Genomic DNA, 16,663 nt, shown 5'->3' with positions numbered 1-16,663 from the left:
CCCGCCGCGGTGCAACCCGCGCGGCGTGGGCCGACGGCTACGGTGGACGGCGTGTCGAACGCCCCCACCCATCGCAAGTCGTGGGCCGAGGCCCCTGCCGGATTCTTCGACGCCGAGGCCGCCGGGCTCCGCTGGCTCGGCGAGGCGCACGCCAACGGTGGCGCCCGGGTCGTCGAGGTCCTCGGGACCGGGCGCGACCACATCGACCTCGAGCGGCTGCAGCCGTCTCGGCCCACCTCCCGCGCCTCCGAGGAGCTGGGGCGCGCCCTCGCGACGACGCACGCGGCGGGCGCGGCCGCCTTCGGCGCTCCCCCGGCCGGGTGGACCGGCGACGCGTGGATCGGTCGCCAGCCGCAGGCCAACGACCCGACGCCGAGCTGGGGCCTGTTCTATGCAGAGCAGCGCGTGCGCCCCTTCGTGCGCCGGGCGCTCGACCGCGGCCACCTCGACGCGGCCGGGGCTCGCGTCGTCGACCGCGCCTGCGACCGCCTCGCGGCCGGCGACTTCGACGACGACCGCCCACCGGCCCGGGTCCACGGCGACCTCTGGTCCGGCAACGTCGTGTTCACCGCCGAGGCGGCCGTTCTCATCGACCCCGCGGCCCACGGCGGGCACGGCCTGACCGACCTCGCGATGCTGGCCCTCTTCGGCTGCCCGGGCCTCGACCGCCTCTCCGCCGCCTATGAGGAGGCCGCCGGCCTCGACCCGGGATGGCGCGGGCTGGTCGAGCTGCACCAACTGCACCCCCTCGCCGTGCACGCGTCGTCGCACGGCCCCTCGTATGCCGGCCCCCTCGTCTCGGCGGCCCGCGCCTTTGCGTGACGCGGGGTCGGGGACGGGGGTCCGGCCGTTTTGTCGTCCGAGCGGCTCGTCGGCTACTCTTTACCGGTTCCCCCCGTGACTGCGGGGTGACGCGCGCCTTGGTGTGCGTCTGCCCTCCGGTGGTGGAGCTCAGCACTTCGTCAACATCGAAATTCAGGAGATACCCGTGGCTGCCAACTGCGACGTCTGCGGCAAGGGACCGAGCTTCGGTCACAACATCTCGCACTCGCACCGCCGCACCAAGCGCCGCTGGAACCCCAACATCCAGCGCGTTCGGACGCTGGTGGACGGTGTGACGCCGAAGCGAGTCAACGTCTGCACCTCCTGCCTCAAGGCGGGCAAGGTCGTTCGCTGAACGCCCTCAGCAACGTTGAAGGCCGGTCCCCTCGGGGGCCGGCCTTTGTCGTGTCCGCCCACGAGCGGGTCGAGGTGATGCGTCGCGGCCCGGCGCGAGGGCATACCTCCACCCCTCAGGCGCCGCGGAAGTGGTCCCAGCCCGTGTGCGCGACCACGCGCCCGCCGACGAGGATGCCGGGCGTCTCGGCCCCGCTCGGCGCTCGGGCCGACCCGATCGCCCGCCAGCCGTCGGGCAGCACGCCGGCCGGGAACGTCGCGAGCAGCGAGTGCTCCTCTCCCCCGGCGAGCACGCAGTCGAGCGCCGCCTCGGCCCCGACCGCGTCGGCGAGCGCAGCGACGTCCGGCGCGAGCGCCTGGGGATCGAGGTCGATGACCACGCCGCTGGCGCGGGCGATCCGGCCCCCGTCGCGCAGCAACCCGTCGCTGAGGTCGAGCATCGCCGTGGCGCCCGAGGTCGCGGCCTGCGGCCCGGCGGCGAGCGGCGGCTCCGGCCGGCGCTGGCGCTGCACTGCCAGGGGGTTCCGGTCGACCGCGCCGGCCTGCAGCAGCCGTAGTCCGGCGTCGGCGAGGCCGAGCGAGCCGTGGACCGCCAGCACGTCGCCCGCCCGCGCTCCCGACCGCAGGACCGGTTGGCCGTCGAGCCGGCCGAGCGCGGTCACCGAGACCATGACGACGCCGGGCGGCGCCGAGGACAGGTCGCCACCGAGCACCGCCACCTCCGCGACGGCGCACGCCTCCGCGACACCGCGCACGTGGTCGAGCACCCACTCGAGCGACAGCTCCGGGTCCGCGACGAGGGTCAGCAGCACCCCGGTCGGACGGGCGCCCATGGCAGCGACGTCGGCGAGGTTCTGCGACACGACCTTGTGCCCGATGTCGGCTCCCGACGACCACGTGTCCAGCCAGTCACGACCCAGGACGACCGTGTCGGTGGTGGCGACCGTTCGGTCGGAGGTGCGCAGGACGGCCGCGTCGTCGCCGGGCGCGACGAGCAGGTCGTCGGAGACGCCGAAGCTCGGGAGGATGCGGCCCAGCAGCTCCTCCTCGTCGAGCGAGCGCAGCGGCGTGCCGCCGGTCATCATCGGCCCGCGTTGCAGCCGTTCCGTGTTCGGCACGGATCACCCACCCTCTCGCTGGAGGGCCGTTCCCGGCCCGGTTCCCACGGGACGCGAGGCCCCATGGCAAGGTAGCGTCAGGGCACGGTCGCAGTCACACTGAGGCCTGCCGTTCAGACCGGTCGTGCCCCGGCACCCGCGCCCCACGGCCGACCGTCCAACGATCGACACACAGTGAGGTGACACGTGGTCCAGGCGTACATCCTGATTCAGACCGAAGTCGGCAAGGCCGCCAGCGTTGCGGAGCAGATCGCCGGGATCTCGGGCGTGACCCTCGCCGAGGACGTCACCGGTCCCTACGACGTCATCGCCCGCGTGGAGGCCTCCAACGTCGACGACCTCGGTCGCCTGGTGATCGCCAAGCTGCAGGACGTCCCGGGGATCACCCGGACCCTGACCTGCACGGTCGTCCACGTCTGAGGCCCGTCCCCTGACCGGACGGCCGCACCTGACAGCGGCGGCGCTCCTCGTGGGCGTCGCCGTCGTGCTGTCCGCCTGCACGCGCGCACCGGAGGTCGCCCTGGCGCCCCAGGCCTCGGCGCCGGCGTGCGCAAGAGCAGCCTGGCCCGCTGACGTCAGTGGGCAATCCCGGGTCGGCACGCAGCCCGACGACGGGTCCGTCGCCGCCTGGGGCGATCCAGCGATCATCGCCCGGTGCGGCCTCGACCCCCTCGGGCCGACGACCCAGGACTGCGTGACCGTCGACGGCGTCGACTGGGTGGTGCGGCCGCTGACCGACGGCTCGGCCGCGACGACCTACGGCCGCGACCCGGCCATCGAGGTGCTGGGCCCCGCCGCGTACGGCCCGCTGCCGCTGCTGCTGCCAGCCTTCACCGCCGTCGCGCGCACGCTGCCCGCCAACGGGCGACACTGCTCCTGAAGGCGTATGCCGTGTGGCCGGTCAGCGCCGGTCAGGGTCGGTCAGGGCCGCTCAGCGCAGGCCGGTGCGGCGCTCGAGTGCGAGGGAGATGAGCTCGTCGATGAGGTCGGGGTAGACCAGGCCGGAGGCCGCCCACATCCGCGGGTACATCGAGTGCGGCGTGAAGCCGGGCATCGTGTTGATCTCGTTGACCACGACGCGACCGTCGTCGGTGTAGAAGCAGTCGACGCGCGCGAGGCCCTCGCAGCCGAGCGCCTCGAACGCCTCGGCAGCGAGGCGCCGGACCTCCTTGGAGACCGCCTCGGGCACGTCGGCCGGGCAGCTGAGGTCGACGTCGGCCTCGGCGAGGTACTTCGCCTCGAAGTCGTAGAACGTGTGGTTGTCGTGGACGGCGACCTCGGCCACCTCGGAGGTGCGCGGGCCGGAGGTGCCGTGGCCCTCGAGCACCGCGCACTCGATCTCGCGCCCGACGATGCCTGCCTCGACGATCACCTTGGGGTCGTGCTCGCGGGCCACCTCGACGGCGGCCTCCAGGTCGGCTGGGTCGTCCACCCGCGTGATGCCCATCGACGAGCCGGCCCGGGCGGGCTTGACGAAGAGGGGGTAGCGCAGCCCTGCGCACGCGTCCATGGCGGCGACCTTGTCCGAGCGCCAGGCGCGGTCGGTGATGACGGCATACGGCCCCACCGGCAGGCCGTGACCGGCGAAGACCACCTTCATGTAGTGCTTGTCCATGCCCGCCGCCGAGGCGAAGACGCCCGAGCCCACGTAGCGCACGTCCGAGAGGTCGAGGAAGCCCTGGAGGGTGCCGTCCTCGCCGAACGGGCCGTGCAGCAGCGGGAAGACGACGTCGACCTGGCCGAGCTCGTGGGGCGGCTGGCCGGCCTCGAGAACCGTGAGCGAGGTCTCGCGCGTCGAGAGCGGCATGACGACGTGCGCGGCACTCGGCTCGACCTCCGGAGTGCGTCCGGCGGTCAGCTCGAAACGGCTGGGGTCGTCGGCGGCGAGCACCCACTGGCCATCGCGGGAGATGCCGATCGGCAGGACGTCGTACTTGCTGCGGTCGATGGCGCGCAGCACCCCTGCCGCCGTGGCGCAGGAGACGGCGTGCTCGGAGGAGCGTCCTCCGAAGACGATGGCGACGCGGGGGCGGCTCGGCTGGTCGGGCTGGGGCTGGTCCGTGGTCATCAGTCGAGACTCTATCCCGACCCGTGAGGGCCGCTCGTACGCTGGGACGGTGGCCACCGAAGCGGATTCGCAGCACCTGCACGTCGAGACCTTCGTCGTGGCGGCGGGGCGTCCCGACCGCTCCCCCGGCGCGTCGGCGAACGTCCCGGTCGAGCTGACGTCGACGTATGCCGCAGAGGGCGCGGTCAACTACGCCCGCTCCGGCAACCCCACCTGGGACGCCTTCGAGCAGGCTCTCGGCGGCCTCGAGGGGGGCCGGGCGCTGGTGCACGCGTCCGGCATGGGCGCGATCTCGGCGGCCCTGTCACTGCTGCCTGCCGGCGGGACGGTCGTCGCGCCCGACACGACCTACAACGGCACGGGCGACCTGCTCGTCGCGCACGAGAAGGCGGGCGGCACGGTGCTGCGCATCCACGCCACCGACACGGCCGGCTTCCTCGCCGCGCTCGACTCGGCCGACCTGCTGTGGCTGGAGTCGCCGACGAACCCGCTCATGGACGTCACCGAGCTCGACGTCGTCCTGGCCCGATCCCGCGAGCTGGGCGTCACGAGCGTCGTCGACAACACCCTCAGCACCCCCCTGCTGTGCCGGCCGCTGTCGCTCGGGGCGGACGTCGTCGTGCACTCGGTGACGAAGTACCTCTCCGGCCACAGCGACGTGGTGCTCGGCGCGACCGTCGTGGCCGACTCCGACCGAGGGCGCGAGGTCGGGGAGCGGCTGCGCCGGCACCGCACGTTGCACGGCGCCATCGCCGGACCGATGGAGGTCTTCCTCGCTCTCCGCGGCCTGCGCACGCTGTCCGTCCGCTTCGAGCGCGCGAGCGCCAGCGCCGCCGAGCTGGCCCGCCGGCTCGAGGGCCACGCCGCCGTCGCCCGGGTGCGCTACCCCGGCTCCGGCGCGATCCTGTCGATCGACGTCGCCGGTGACGCCGACGCGGCCGAGCGGGTGTGCGCCGCGACGAGGCTGTGGCTGCACGCGACGAGCCTGGGCGGCGTCGAGTCGCAGGTCGAGCGACGGCGCCGCCACCCGTCCGAGTCGGAGCAGGTCCCGGTCAACCTGCTTCGCCTCTCCGTCGGCATCGAGCACGTCGATGACCTCTGGTCCGACCTGGAACGGGCCCTCCGGGCGGTCTGAGGAGCGTACGGGGTCACGCGCCGGGTGCCGGCTCTGAGATTCTCCCCAGATTCGTCAGGCAGGCTTGCGGCTTGCGCCGAGGAACGACTGCGGTGCCCAGCCGCACCGCCAGCCGAAGGACCGACTCGTGAGCCATCCGTTCGACCTCAGCGACACCCTTTTCCTACGGGTCAACGACTTCGCGAGGTCGTCGCCGTGGTTGCATGCGCCGGCCGTGGCCTACGCGAAGTACGGCCTGGTCCTCTTTGCGGCGCTGCTCCTGCTCGGCGTCTGGCGGCGAAGGGGCGCCGACGACCGGCATCTCGCCGCCGCGATCTGGGCCGGCCTCGGCACGCTGCTGGCCGTGGCCGTGAACCAGCCCGTCGCATCGCTCGTCGCCGAGGCGCGGCCGTATGCCGCCCACCCGTCGACCCTCGTGCTCGTCGACCGCAGCACAGACTGGTCCTTCCCGTCCGACCACTCCGTGATGGCCGGGGCCGCAGCCGTCGGGCTGCTGCTGGTGTCCCGGCGCCTCGCCGCCACAGCGGTCGCCGCGGCCCTGGTCATGGCTGCGACCCGCGTGTACGTGGGGGCGCACTACCCCGCCGACGTGCTGGCAGGGCTGGTCCTCGGAGGCGTGGTGGCCTGCATCGGCTGGCTGCTGCTGCGCGCGCCGCTCACGTCGCTGGTGCACCGGGGCCGCTCCCTGCCCGTCGTCGAGCGGGTTCTGGCACCCACCGCGTAGCAGGCCGCCCCACGCAACCGCTCGGACGGCACACGCCTCAGTGCTTCTCGGCCTTGAGGTCTCGTGACATGAGCCGGGGCCCGACCTGGCTCGCGGGGTGCCCGTCGCGGATGACGGCGACGACCTGCTCACAGATCGGCATGTCGACGTCGTGCTGCTCGGCGAGCGTGAGGATGGACTCGCACGACTTGACCCCCTCGGTCGTGGTGCGCAGCTCTGCGGTCGCCTCGGCGACCGTCAGGCCGCGCCCGAGCCGGACGCCGAAGCTGTGGTTGCGCGAGAGCGGCGACATGCACGTCGCGATGAGGTCACCGACGCCGGCGAGGCCCATGAAGGTCTGCGGGTCCGCCCCGAGCGCGAGACCCAGGCGGGTCGTCTCGGCCAGGCCGCGGGTGATGATCGTGGCCTTGGTGTTGTCGCCGAACCCCATGCCCTCGGCCATTCCCGAGGCGAGCGCGACGACGTTCTTCGTCGCCCCACAGACCTCCGCACCGATGACGTCGGTGTCGGTGTAGGGCCGGAACCACGGCGCCGCACAGGCGCCGGCGACCAGCTCGGCGGTGGCCATGTCACGGCACGCGACGACGCCGGCGGCGGGCTGGCGACGAGCGATCTCGTGGGCGAGGTTCGGCCCGGAGACGACGACGATGCGGTCCTGCTCGACGCTCGCCGCCTGCGCGATGACCTCGCTCATCCGCAGGGTGGTCCCGAGCTCGACACCCTTCATCAGCGAGACGACCGGGGCCGACGAGGGGATCGCCCCTCCCCACCGCGCCAGGTTCTCGCGGAGGGTCTGCGAAGGCACGGCGAGCACGACGATCTCGGCCCGCTGGAGCGCCTCCCCCGCGTCGCCGGTGGCACGCACAGCGGGCGAGAGGTCGAGCTCCGGCAGGTAGGCGTCGTTGCGCCCGGCGTTGATCGCGTCGGCGACCTCGCTGCGCCGGGCCCACATCGTGACCTGGCACCCCGCGTCGGCGAGGATCATCGCGAAGGCGGTGCCCCAGTTGCCGCTGCCCATGACGGCGACGCGCGCGGTCACGGCCCGCTCCCTTCGTCGCCGTCAGCCGGCCGTTCGACCGGACGCTCTGGGCGCCCGATCTCGTGGTGGCGCAAGGGATCGCCGATCTCGGCGGTCCCGTGGGTGTGCGGGTCGAAGCGCTCCACGGGCCGCTTCTCCTCGCGCAGCACCTCGAGCAGCCCGGTGATGTGGTCCATGAGCCGGTCGGTGGCCTCACGCAGCACCCTGGTGTCGATGGGCCGGTCGTAGAGGTCGGACAGGTCGACCGGCGGACCGGCATACATCATCATCGTCTTGCGCGGGAAGAGCGATGGCCGGTGCCCGTAGGGCGACAGGATCTCCTGGGCGCCCCACTGCGCCACGGGAATCAGGGGGCAGCGGGTCTCCAGGGCCACCCGGGCGGCTCCCGTCTTGCCGCGCATCGGCCACAGGTCGGGGTCACGGGTGATGGTCCCCTCGGGGAAGATGGCGAGCGCCTTGCCGGCTCGCACTCCCTCGACGGCGGCTCGGTAGGCGTTGGTCGCGGCCGCGGAGTTGCGGTAGACGGGGATCTGCCCGCACTTCTTGAGCACCCAGCCCACGACGGGGATCGCGAAGAGGCTGTCCTTGCCGAGGAAGTACGGCTCGCGACCGCTGTCGTACATGTAGTGCGCGAAGACCAGCGGGTCGGCATAGGAGATGTGGTTGGTCGAGACGACGAAACCACCCTCGGCCGGGATGTTCTCGACCCCGCGCCAGTCGCGCTTGGTCACCCGCAACAGCATTGGCCGCAGCACGAGGGCCACGATCCGGTAGGCCCGGGGCAACTGCCTCGTCCGTGCGCCGGCAGACACGATGTCACGTCCTCCTCGTCGTTCGCACGCCGGTCGACGTGGCTGGCCTTCATCTTGTCCACCTCGCGGCGCGGTGTCGAGCAGCGCGGCTGCGAGTGGGACGATATCGCCAGCATGACGACTCCCTCCCACGAGCAACCCGTACCCGCGGCACCCGTCGACTGGCACGTCGTCGTCCCCGTGAAGGACACGAGCCACGGCAAGTCCCGGCTCGCCCGCGCCGTCGGCTCCGACCGCGCCGCCCTCAGCGCGGCGATCGCGACCGACACGCTGGCGGCCGTGTGGGACGCCGTCGGCCGTGACCACCTCGTCCTCGTCACGAGCGACGCCGGCCTGGGCGGCACGTGGCGCTCCCGGGGCATACGCGTCGTCCCCGACCCCGGGACCGGGCTCAACGACGCCATCTCCCTGGGTATGCGGCATGCCGGGCCGGGTGCCCACGTGGCGGCGTTGCTCGGGGACCTGCCCGCGCTCGACGGCGCGTCGTTGCGAGCGGCCCTCGAGGCCGCCGGTCGGGTGGCCGAGTCGTTCGTGCCCGACGCCGACGGCACCGGGACGGTGCTGCGGTGCGGTCGCGACTTCACCCCGCACTTCGGCACCGACAGCGCCGCACGCCACGAGGCCGACGGAGCGGTGCGGCTGGAGCTGGCGCTCCCCCGCCTGCGCACCGACGTCGACGACGCCCGCAGCCTCTCTCGCGCGAGGCGTCTCGGCCTGGGGCCGGCGACGAGCTCGGTCCTGGCGCACCGGGCATCTGGTTGGATCAGGAGCATGCAGGCCACCGTCCACCGCTTCGACCCCGACACCCGCACAGGCAGCGTCCTGAGGGACGACGGCGTCGAGCTGCGCTTCGAGGCACCTGCCTTCGACGCGAGCGGCCTGCGCCTGCTGCGCCTCGGCCAGCGCCTCACCGTGGAGGTCGTGGACGACCTCGTGGTGGCCCTGCACATCGTGGGCGTCGGCCCGGGCCAAGCCATCCGCTGACGCGCGCGTGGGCCCGACCGGTGTGCCGGTCGAGCCCACGTCGCTGGTGGCGGCCCGGAGCGAGGACCGCCCCGCAGTCACCTGGAGGCGGTCTTCCTGGCGGTCGTCTTGCGCGGCGTCGCCTTCTTGGCCGTCGACGTGGCCGCCGTCTTCGCCGCGGTCGTCTTGGCCGCCGTGGTCTTCGCCGTCGACCTCGAGGCGGACTTGGCGGGGGCCGCCTTGGTCGCGGTGGCGCGCTTGGCGGGAGCGGCCTTGGTCGTGGTCGTCCTCGCCGCCGCCTTCGCCGGGGCCGCCTTCGTCGCGGTGGCACGCTTGGCCGGGGCCGCCTTCGTCGTCGTCCTCGCCGCGGCCTTCGCCGGGGTGGCCTTCGTCGCGGTGGCGCGCTTGGCGGGGGCTGCCTTCGTCGTCGTCCTCGCCGCGGCCTTCGCCGGGGCCGCCTTGGTCGCGGTCTTGGCCGTCGTGCGCTTCGCCGCCGCCTTGGCCGGAGCGGCCTTGGCGGTGGTCTTCCTGGCCGGAGCAGCACTCGCGGAGGAGCCGGCGGAGGCGCGGGATGCCGCGGACTCCGTCTTCGAGAGCTTCTTGGCGCCGGAGACGACCTCCTTGAAGTTCGTGCCCGAGCGGAACTTCGGGACGCGGGTCTTCTTGATCTTCACGGTCGCCCCCGTCTTGGGGTTGCGTCCGGTGCGTGCCGCGCGATCGGCTCGCTCGAAGGTGCCGAAGCCGGTGATCCCGACCTTGCCGCCCCTGGCCACCTCGCGGATGACGACGTCGAGGAACGCCTCGAGGGCGTCCGATGCGACCTTCTTGCTGCCGAGCTTGGTCTCGAGCGCGTCGATCAGTTCTGCCTTGTTCACGTCTTCCCCTCCAGAGGACTGTCGGCGTCAGGGACCCGACGATGTGAGTCCGGAACCGGTCCGGCTACCTCCTGACGTTAGGCCGACTCGGGGTGCACGTCCATCACCAATCGGAGGGTTTTGCGTTGTGTCGCAAGGCGTTTGACGGGTTGGATGCGCCTCTTTCGCCCGCAACGCACGGAGGAAGCGTTGCCCGGTTTGCGCGGGTTGCAGAACGGATCCCCTTGCGCTGCAAGGGGATCCGTTCCGTGTCGACCAGACGAAGCGCCTCAGCGCTGCGCGGCTCAGGCGGGCGTGGTGACCGGCTTGTGGCTCGGCCGGCGCGACTCGAAATCTGCAACGAGATCCTCGTGTCGCAGGGTCAACCCGATGTCGTCGAGCCCTTCCAGGAGGCGCCAGCGGGTGTAGTCGTCGATCTCGAAGGGCGCGACGATCTCACCGGCGTGCACCGTTCTTGCCACGAGGTCGACCGTGATCTCAGCCCCGGGGTTGTTCTCGAGGTACTTCCAGATCAGCTCGACGTCGTCCTGCGACACGATCGCGGTGAGCAGTCCCTGCTTGCCGCTGTTCCCGCGGAAGATGTCGGCGAAGCGGGAGCTGATGACGACCCGGAAGCCCCAGTTCATCAGGGCCCACACGGCGTGTTCGCGACTCGAGCCCGTGCCGAAGTCCGGGCCGGCCACCAGGACCGATCCGTCGGCATACACCGGGTTGTTGAGGACGAACGACTCGTCCTTGCGCCAGGCGGCGAAGAGGCCGTCCTCGAAGCCGGTCCGGGTCACGCGCTTGAGGTACTCCGCCGGGATAATCTGGTCCGTGTCGACGTTGCCGCGTCGCAGCGGGACACCGACACCGGTGTGCGTCTCGAACTTGTCCATGGCTCAGGCCTCTCCGGTCATCGCGGACGCGAGCTCGCCGCGTGGCTGGCGTGCGGTGTCGTCGAGGTCGGCGGGGCTCGACAGGGTGCCGCGGACGGCCGTGGCGGCCGCGACGAGCGGGCTCACCAGGTGGGTGCGCCCGCCCTTGCCCTGCCGGCCCTCGAAGTTGCGGTTGGAGGTCGACGCGCTGCGCTCACCGGGGGCCAGGGTGTCGGGGTTCATGCCCAGGCACATCGAGCAGCCGGGCAGGCGCCACTCCGCGCCGGCCTCGGTGAAGACCTTGTCGAGGCCCTCGGACTCGGCCTGCAGGCGCACCTTGGCCGAGCCCGGGACGACGAGCATCCGCACGCCGTCGGCGACGCGATGGCCCTGGACCACGGCCGCTGCGGCGCGGAGGTCCTCGATGCGGCCATTGGTGCACGATCCGACGAAGACCGTGTCGACGCGGATGTCGCGCAGCGGCGTTCCGGGCTCGAGACCCATGTAGGCGAGGGCGTTCGCGGCGGCGAGGCGGTCGCTCTCGTCGGCGAACTCCTCCGGGTCGGGCACCGAGGCCGAGAGCGGCAGGCCCTGGCCGGGGTTCGTGCCCCACGTGACGAAGGGAGTCAGCTCGGCCGCGTCGAGCTCGACCTCGGCGTCGAAGACGGCGTCGTCGTCGGTGCGCAGCGCCGTCCACTCGGCCACGGCGGCGTCCCACTCGGCGCCCGTCGGCGCGTGCGGGCGCCCCTGGAGGTAGTCGAATGTCGTCTGGTCCGGCGCGATCATCCCGGCGCGGGCGCCGGCCTCGATCGACATGTTGCAGACGGTCATACGGGCTTCCATGGAGAGCGCCTCGATGGCCTCGCCGCGGTACTCGATGACGTAGCCCTGGCCACCGCCGGTGCCGATCCTGGCGATGACGGCGAGGACGATGTCCTTTGCGGTGACACCGTCCGGGAGGGCGCCCCGCACGTTGACGGCGAGGGTGCGGAAGGGCTTGAGCGGCAGGGTCTGCGTGGCGAGCACGTGCTCGACCTCGGACGTGCCGATGCCGAACGCGAGCGCCCCGAAGGCGCCGTGCGTCGACGTGTGGCTGTCGCCGCACACGACGGTCATGCCGGGCTGCGTCAGGCCGAGCTGCGGGCCGACGACGTGGACGATGCCCTGGTCGGCGTCACCCATGGGATAGAGGCGGACGCCGAACTCCTCGCAGTTGCGGCGGAGCGTCTCGACCTGCACCTTCGACACGGGGTCGGTGATCGGGCCGGGCGTCGTGGGGACGTTGTGGTCCTCGGTGGCGAGCGTGAGGTCGGGGCGGCGTACGGGGCGGCCGGCGAGGCGCAGGCCGTCGAAGGCCTGGGGGCTGGTGACCTCGTGGAGGAGGTGGAGGTCGATGAAGAGCAGGTCCGGCTCCCCCTCGGCGCGACGTACGACGTGTGCGTCCCAGACCTTCTCGGCCAGTGTCCCTGCCATGACGTCCTCTGACTTCCCTCCGCGGCGGCGTTCCGGTGGTCGAGCGCGTGCGGCAGCCAGGACCTGGTCGCGGCATCGCTCTTCGGCAAGCGTGAACCTTTTGTGGGCGCACTGTATTGACGTCTCAGTGCCTGAGACGTCAGTATCAGTCCATGGACAACTCTTCTGGGGTCGGCGTTCTCGACAAGGCCGCCACGGTGCTCGGCGCCCTCGAGGCCGGCCCGGCCACCCTCGCCCAGCTCGTCGGCGCCACGGGTCTCGCCCGCCCGACGGCCCATCGCCTCGCGGTCGCGCTGGAGCACCACCGCCTCGTCTCCCGCGACATGCAGGGACGCTTCGTGCTCGGTCCGCGCCTCGGCGAGCTCGCCTCGGCCGCTGGTGAGGATCGCCTCCTCGCGGCAGCAGGTCCGGTGCTGGGGGCCCTGCGTGACCACACCAACGAGAGCGCGCAGCTCTTCCGTCGCCAGGGCGACCAGCGCATCTGTGTCGCCGCGGCCGAACGGCCGGTCGGTCTGCGCGACTCGATCCCGGTCGGCGCGACGCTGTCGATGCTGGCCGGCTCGGCCGCCCAGGTCCTGCTCGCGTGGGAGGAGCCCGACCGGCTGCACCGTGGCCTGCAGGGCGCGTCCTTCACGGCCACGGCCCTGTCCGGCGTGCGCCGGCGCGGCTGGGCGCAGAGCGTGGCCGAGCGCGAGGCCGGTGTCGCCTCCGTGTCCGCCCCCGTACGCGGTCCCTCGGGTCGCGTCGTCGCCGCCGTCTCCATCTCCGGTCCCATCGAGCGCCTCTCGCGCCAACCCGGCCGGCTGCACGCCGCGACCGTCGTTGCAGGCGCCAACAAGCTGACCGAGGTCCTGCGCCGCCACCACGCGATGCAGCAGCAGCAACAGCAGCAGCAGAACGCCTGAGGCTGCAGGGGCCGTCTCCCGACAAGGGCGTCGGGGCCGGTCCCAGCGAGCCGCCCGCAAGGCATACCCCTGCCACTCCACAACGGAACGGTCACGATCCGCCCACGGCTGCGACTCGGACAACCATCTGCCGGGCGCGCCCGTCACCCTCGGTGCAGTGCACCGACGCACGGCACGTCTCGTTTCCGGACAAGGGGTCAAGATGCAGGCAGCCAGCTCACCGTCGCGCAACACAAGGGGCTCGAGCCGTGCCCTGCTCCTGACGGGCGCCGTCGCCCTCGTCGCCATGACCGCCGCCTGCACGCCCGACCAGGGCGCCCCCGCCGCTGCCACCCGGGTCGGCCAGAGCGGCAGCGGGTCCCAGGCGGTCGACTCCCCGGCGCCGTCGGACACCAGCACGACGAGCACGGCGCCCACCGAGACGCCCACCACAGCGCCGGCGACGCCCGACGCGACGCCGACTTCGCCCACCATTACGCCTCCGAAGCCCGAGGCCACGCCGACCACCACACCGGCGCCGACGCAGAAGCCCGAGCCGGCACCTGTCATCGTGCTGCGCGCCGGGGACACCGGCCCGAAGGTGCGCGCGCTGCAGGCGCGGCTGTGGCAGCTGAGCTGGTTCGCCGGCGACGTCAGCGACCGCTACGGCACGAAGACGACGGATGCAGTCCGCGGCTTCCAGGGCAAGCGGGGCTACGACGCCACCGGCATCCTCGACCAGCGCACCTGGGACAAGCTCGTGTCGATGACCAGGCGCCCGACGGCCGACGAAATGGCAAACATCGAGCCCGTCCCCGCCAAACCGGCCACAGCACCGGCCGCCGCCTCGTGGGACCTGGACCCGAGGTGCATGACGGGGCGGGTCATGTGCGTCAGCAAGACGACCCGGGAGCTCACCTGGGTCGTGGACGGGGTGCCGCAGTACGGCTTCGACGTGCGCTTCGGCAGCGACGAGCTGCCGACCCGCGAAGGCGTCTTCTCGGTCTACAAGAAGAAGGTCGACGTCATCTCGAACCTCTACCACACGCCCATGCCGTACTCGATGTTCTTCTCCGGCGGGCAGGCGGTGCACTACTCCTCGAACTTCGCCCGCCTCGGCTACTCCGGCGCCTCGCACGGCTGCGTCAACGTGCGCAACAAGCCCCTGCTCATCCAGCTCTACAACGAGGTCCGGCTCGGCGACAAGGTCGTCATCCACTGGTGAGGGCCACCTGAGCACGCCGACGTAGGCTGGCCGAGTCACTCCCCCACGGCCCGAAGGAGTCGGTGTGCTCAAGGTTGGTTGGAAGGCGTCCGCGGAGCAGTTCGGTCCACGCGACCTCGTCACGTTCGCCGCACAGGCAGAGCGGGTGGGGCTCGACTCGGCCTTCATCTCCGACCACTCCCAGCCCTGGCGCCACCGGGGAGGACATGCTCCCTTCGCCATGAGCTGGCTTGCCGCCGCCGGCGAGCGCACCGAGCGCATCGAGCTCGGAACCTCGGTGATGACCCCGACGTTCCGCTACAACCCCGCCGTCGTGGCCCAGGCCTTCGGCACCCTGGGCGCCCTCAACCCGGGCCGCATCATCCTCGGCATCGGCACAGGCGAGGCCCTCAACGAGGTGGCCGTCGGCGCGGCCGGCTCGCCCTGGCCGGAGTTCAAGGAGCGGTTCGCCCGCCTGCGTGAGGCCGTCACGCTGATGCGCCGGCTGTGGACCGAGGAGCGGGTCGACTTCGAGGGCGACTACTACCGCACGCGCGCGGCGACGGTCTACGACCGCCCCGAGCAGCCCATCCCCGTCTACGTGGCCGCGGGCGGCCCGCTCGTCGCACGGTATGCCGGCCGGTCGGGTGACGGGTTCATCTGCACCTCCGGCAAGGGCCGCGAGCTCTACGAGGAGAAGCTGCTCCCGGCCGTCGACGAGGGCCTGGCCAAGTCCGGGCGCACCCGCGAGGATCTCGACCGGATGATCGAGATCAAGCTCTCGTATGACCGCGACGCCGACCAGGCCCTGCACAACGTGCGCTTCTGGGCGCCGCTGTCGCTCAGCGCCGAGCAGAAGCACGGCGTCGACGACCCGGTCGAGATGGAGCGCCTCGCCGACGAGCTCTCCGACGAGGAGATCGCCAAGCGGTGGATCGTCACCCACGACCCCGCCGAAGTGGTGGAGGCGGTGCGCCAGTACGTCGACTGGGGCTTCAACCACGTCGTCTTCCACGCGCCCGGTCACGACCAGGCCCGCTTCCTCGAGCAGTTCTCCGCCGACGTGCTCCCGGGCCTGCGCGAGCTCAGCTGACGGCGTCCTGGGACCGTCGGCCGAGGCGCGCGTGCCGGCGCCTGCTGCGGTCCTCGGTGACCCCGAAGGCCTTGCCGAGCCCGGTCGGCGGCATACCGACGTAGAGGCTCTCGTGTGCGCCGGCCGGCACGGCATACGTCTCGTGCCAGATGCCGACGGCGTCGGTGGCCTTGCGGCTGCGCCGGTAGAACGCCGTCCATGCCGGCCGGTGTTGTCGCTCCGGGTCGTTCGCGTAGGCGTAGACGGACTCGACGTTGCGCCAGTACTGCACGATGGTGGGCCCTCCCGCGCCGACGAGGGTGCGCGCCTCGAGGAAGCCGAGGTCCGGCCCCTCGCCTCGGGCGGCGGCGGCCTTGGCGGTGTAGAGCTCCGCGATCATGCCCGGCATGGCCGTGAAGACGGGGACCCAGAGGTCGGGGCGCCAGGGCTGGTTGACCCGCATCCCGATGAGGAAGACGGCGAGCTCGCCGTCGTGGGCGTGGCTCGTGTGGACGAATCCAGTCATGACATGCCTTTCGGATAGTGGTGCTATCCAAGTTTGGACAGTCATACTATCCAACGTCAAGGAGGAACCAGGTGCGCATCTCCCAGCTCTCGGACGCGACCGGCGCCAGCATCCCCACCCTCAAGTACTACCTGCGGGAGGGGTTGCTCCACGCGGGCCAGTCGCAGGGCGCGACCCGGGCCACCTACGACGACAGCCACGTCGAACGCGTCCGCCTCGTGCGGACCCTCGTCGACGTGGGGCGCCTCTCCATCGAACGCGTCCGCGAGGTCGTGCGGGCCCTCGAGAACCCGCCTGCGAGTCGCCACGAGCTGCTCGGCACCGCCCACGGAGCACTGCGGCCGGCGCTGGACCCGTCGCCGCCCCCGGCCGACGTGCTCAGGCTGCTGGCCGGGCTCCGCCTGCCCGAGTGCGAGCAGTCGCCGGCGAGCCTGCAGCTCGCGCAGGCGCTCACCGGAGCCCTCGCCGGCGGATGGACGCTCGACGACGCGACCCTCGCGACGTGGATGGCGGCCATGCGCTCGGTCGCCGAGACGGACGTCGTCCCGGAGCTCGCCAGCGTCGCCCCGGGCGAGGCACTGCGCTACGCCATCGTCGGGAACGTGCTCACCGACCCCGTGCTGCTGGCCCTGCGCCGGGTCGCCCAGGAGGCCGTGAGCGCCGAGCGGTTCGGGGCCGAGCCTGCGCGCGAACCCGGAACCCGGAGGACGTCCAGCGGCTAGCATCCATTGGGAGGC

The 16,663-nt window shown here is 72.3% G+C and carries 19 protein-coding genes; 11 read left to right on the top strand and 8 right to left on the bottom strand.

What is annotated here, in order from left to right; genetic code table 11:
* Positions 1-51: 51 nt before the first annotated feature.
* Together AC3WRT_RS01300 and rpmB are read left to right on the top strand one after the other, a co-directional pair.
* Positions 52-822 (top strand): fructosamine kinase family protein, encoded by a 771-nt coding sequence (locus tag AC3WRT_RS01300; RefSeq protein ID WP_492718146.1) that lies wholly within the window; start codon positions 52-54, stop codon positions 820-822.
* Positions 823-988: 166 nt separating this feature from the next.
* Positions 989-1,177, top strand: coding sequence for a 50S ribosomal protein L28 (gene rpmB, locus AC3WRT_RS01295; RefSeq protein WP_142204601.1), 189 nt, complete (start codon positions 989-991; stop codon positions 1,175-1,177).
* Positions 1,178-1,292: 115 nt separating this feature from the next.
* Here the strand turns inward: rpmB and thiL are convergent, their stop codons facing one another.
* Entirely contained in the window at positions 1,293-2,261 is a 969-nt protein-coding gene (gene thiL / locus AC3WRT_RS01290; RefSeq protein ID WP_492718427.1) for a thiamine-phosphate kinase, read from the bottom strand.
* A gap of 219 nt (positions 2,262-2,480) precedes the next feature.
* On the opposite strand from thiL, the gene AC3WRT_RS01285 reads away from it, so the two are divergent.
* Complete coding sequence (locus tag AC3WRT_RS01285) at positions 2,481-2,714, top strand: Lrp/AsnC family transcriptional regulator (RefSeq protein ID WP_030146698.1); 234 nt, start codon at positions 2,481-2,483, stop codon at positions 2,712-2,714.
* 49 nt (positions 2,715-2,763) lie between these two features.
* Entirely contained in the window at positions 2,764-3,174 is a 411-nt protein-coding gene (locus AC3WRT_RS01280) for a hypothetical protein (protein WP_492718143.1), read from the top strand.
* A 51-nt stretch (positions 3,175-3,225) separates the two neighbouring features.
* On the opposite strand, the gene AC3WRT_RS01275 is transcribed toward AC3WRT_RS01280, so the two are convergent.
* On the bottom strand, positions 3,226-4,362 hold the full coding sequence (locus AC3WRT_RS01275; RefSeq protein WP_492718141.1) for a D-alanine--D-alanine ligase family protein: 1,137 nt from the start codon (positions 4,360-4,362) through the stop codon (positions 3,226-3,228).
* Between the two features lie 49 nt (positions 4,363-4,411).
* Between AC3WRT_RS01275 and AC3WRT_RS01270 the strand changes: the two genes are divergently transcribed.
* Together AC3WRT_RS01270 and AC3WRT_RS01265 are read left to right on the top strand one after the other, a co-directional pair.
* Complete coding sequence (locus AC3WRT_RS01270) at positions 4,412-5,497, top strand: trans-sulfuration enzyme family protein (RefSeq protein WP_492718139.1); 1,086 nt, start codon at positions 4,412-4,414, stop codon at positions 5,495-5,497.
* Positions 5,498-5,624: 127 nt separating this feature from the next.
* Positions 5,625-6,221: a phosphatase PAP2 family protein gene (locus AC3WRT_RS01265; RefSeq protein WP_492718137.1), complete on the top strand. Its 597-nt coding sequence runs from the start codon at positions 5,625-5,627 to the stop codon at positions 6,219-6,221.
* Positions 6,222-6,258: 37 nt separating this feature from the next.
* On the opposite strand, the gene AC3WRT_RS01260 is transcribed toward AC3WRT_RS01265, so the two are convergent.
* A complete protein-coding gene (locus AC3WRT_RS01260; RefSeq protein ID WP_492718133.1) occupies positions 6,259-7,260 on the bottom strand; it encodes an NAD(P)H-dependent glycerol-3-phosphate dehydrogenase in 1,002 nt (333 codons plus the stop codon).
* Positions 7,257-8,072: a lysophospholipid acyltransferase family protein gene (locus tag AC3WRT_RS01255; RefSeq protein WP_492718129.1), complete on the bottom strand. Its 816-nt coding sequence runs from the start codon at positions 8,070-8,072 to the stop codon at positions 7,257-7,259. Before AC3WRT_RS01255 ends, AC3WRT_RS01260 begins: the two co-directional genes overlap by 4 nt.
* Before the next feature lie 114 nt (positions 8,073-8,186).
* Between AC3WRT_RS01255 and cofC the strand changes: the two genes are divergently transcribed.
* Positions 8,187-9,056, top strand: coding sequence for a 2-phospho-L-lactate guanylyltransferase (gene cofC / locus AC3WRT_RS01250; protein ID WP_492718127.1), 870 nt, complete (start codon positions 8,187-8,189; stop codon positions 9,054-9,056).
* Positions 9,057-9,133: 77 nt separating this feature from the next.
* On the opposite strand, the gene AC3WRT_RS01245 is transcribed toward cofC, so the two are convergent.
* From AC3WRT_RS01245 to leuC, 3 genes are all read right to left on the bottom strand, one after another.
* Entirely contained in the window at positions 9,134-9,910 is a 777-nt protein-coding gene (locus tag AC3WRT_RS01245; RefSeq protein ID WP_492718125.1) for an HU family DNA-binding protein, read from the bottom strand.
* Between the two features lie 284 nt (positions 9,911-10,194).
* Entirely contained in the window at positions 10,195-10,788 is a 594-nt protein-coding gene (gene leuD, locus AC3WRT_RS01240) for a 3-isopropylmalate dehydratase small subunit (RefSeq protein WP_492718122.1), read from the bottom strand.
* A gap of 3 nt (positions 10,789-10,791) precedes the next feature.
* Positions 10,792-12,240, bottom strand: coding sequence for a 3-isopropylmalate dehydratase large subunit (gene leuC, locus AC3WRT_RS01235; RefSeq protein WP_492718120.1), 1,449 nt, complete (start codon positions 12,238-12,240; stop codon positions 10,792-10,794).
* A 152-nt stretch (positions 12,241-12,392) separates the two neighbouring features.
* Between leuC and AC3WRT_RS01230 the strand changes: the two genes are divergently transcribed.
* The 3 genes from AC3WRT_RS01230 (at position 12,393) to fgd (ending at position 15,421) form a co-directional block, all read left to right on the top strand.
* The gene (locus AC3WRT_RS01230) at positions 12,393-13,145 is read left to right on the top strand and encodes an IclR family transcriptional regulator (RefSeq protein ID WP_366273192.1); all 753 of its coding nucleotides are present in this window, start codon (positions 12,393-12,395) and stop codon (positions 13,143-13,145) included.
* Positions 13,146-13,347: 202 nt separating this feature from the next.
* Entirely contained in the window at positions 13,348-14,349 is a 1,002-nt protein-coding gene (locus AC3WRT_RS01225) for a L,D-transpeptidase family protein (RefSeq protein ID WP_492718117.1), read from the top strand.
* A gap of 64 nt (positions 14,350-14,413) precedes the next feature.
* The gene (gene fgd, locus AC3WRT_RS01220) at positions 14,414-15,421 is read left to right on the top strand and encodes a glucose-6-phosphate dehydrogenase (coenzyme-F420) (protein WP_492718115.1); all 1,008 of its coding nucleotides are present in this window, start codon (positions 14,414-14,416) and stop codon (positions 15,419-15,421) included.
* Here the strand turns inward: fgd and AC3WRT_RS01215 are convergent.
* Complete coding sequence (locus tag AC3WRT_RS01215) at positions 15,414-15,926, bottom strand: DUF4188 domain-containing protein (protein ID WP_492718111.1); 513 nt, start codon at positions 15,924-15,926, stop codon at positions 15,414-15,416. The two genes, fgd and AC3WRT_RS01215, sit on opposite strands and share 8 nt — an antisense overlap.
* A 71-nt stretch (positions 15,927-15,997) precedes the next feature.
* Here AC3WRT_RS01215 and AC3WRT_RS01210 point away from each other — a divergent pair, with 71 nt between their 5' ends.
* The gene (locus tag AC3WRT_RS01210; RefSeq protein ID WP_492718109.1) at positions 15,998-16,648 is read left to right on the top strand and encodes a MerR family transcriptional regulator; all 651 of its coding nucleotides are present in this window, start codon (positions 15,998-16,000) and stop codon (positions 16,646-16,648) included.
* The last annotated feature ends 15 nt before the right edge of the window (positions 16,649-16,663 follow it).

The sequence above is a fragment of the Terrabacter sp. FW104-15G4B genome (assembly GCF_058790095.1).
Note: the sequence above shows the minus strand (reverse complement) of the source record. Positions and strands in the feature narration are given on the sequence as shown.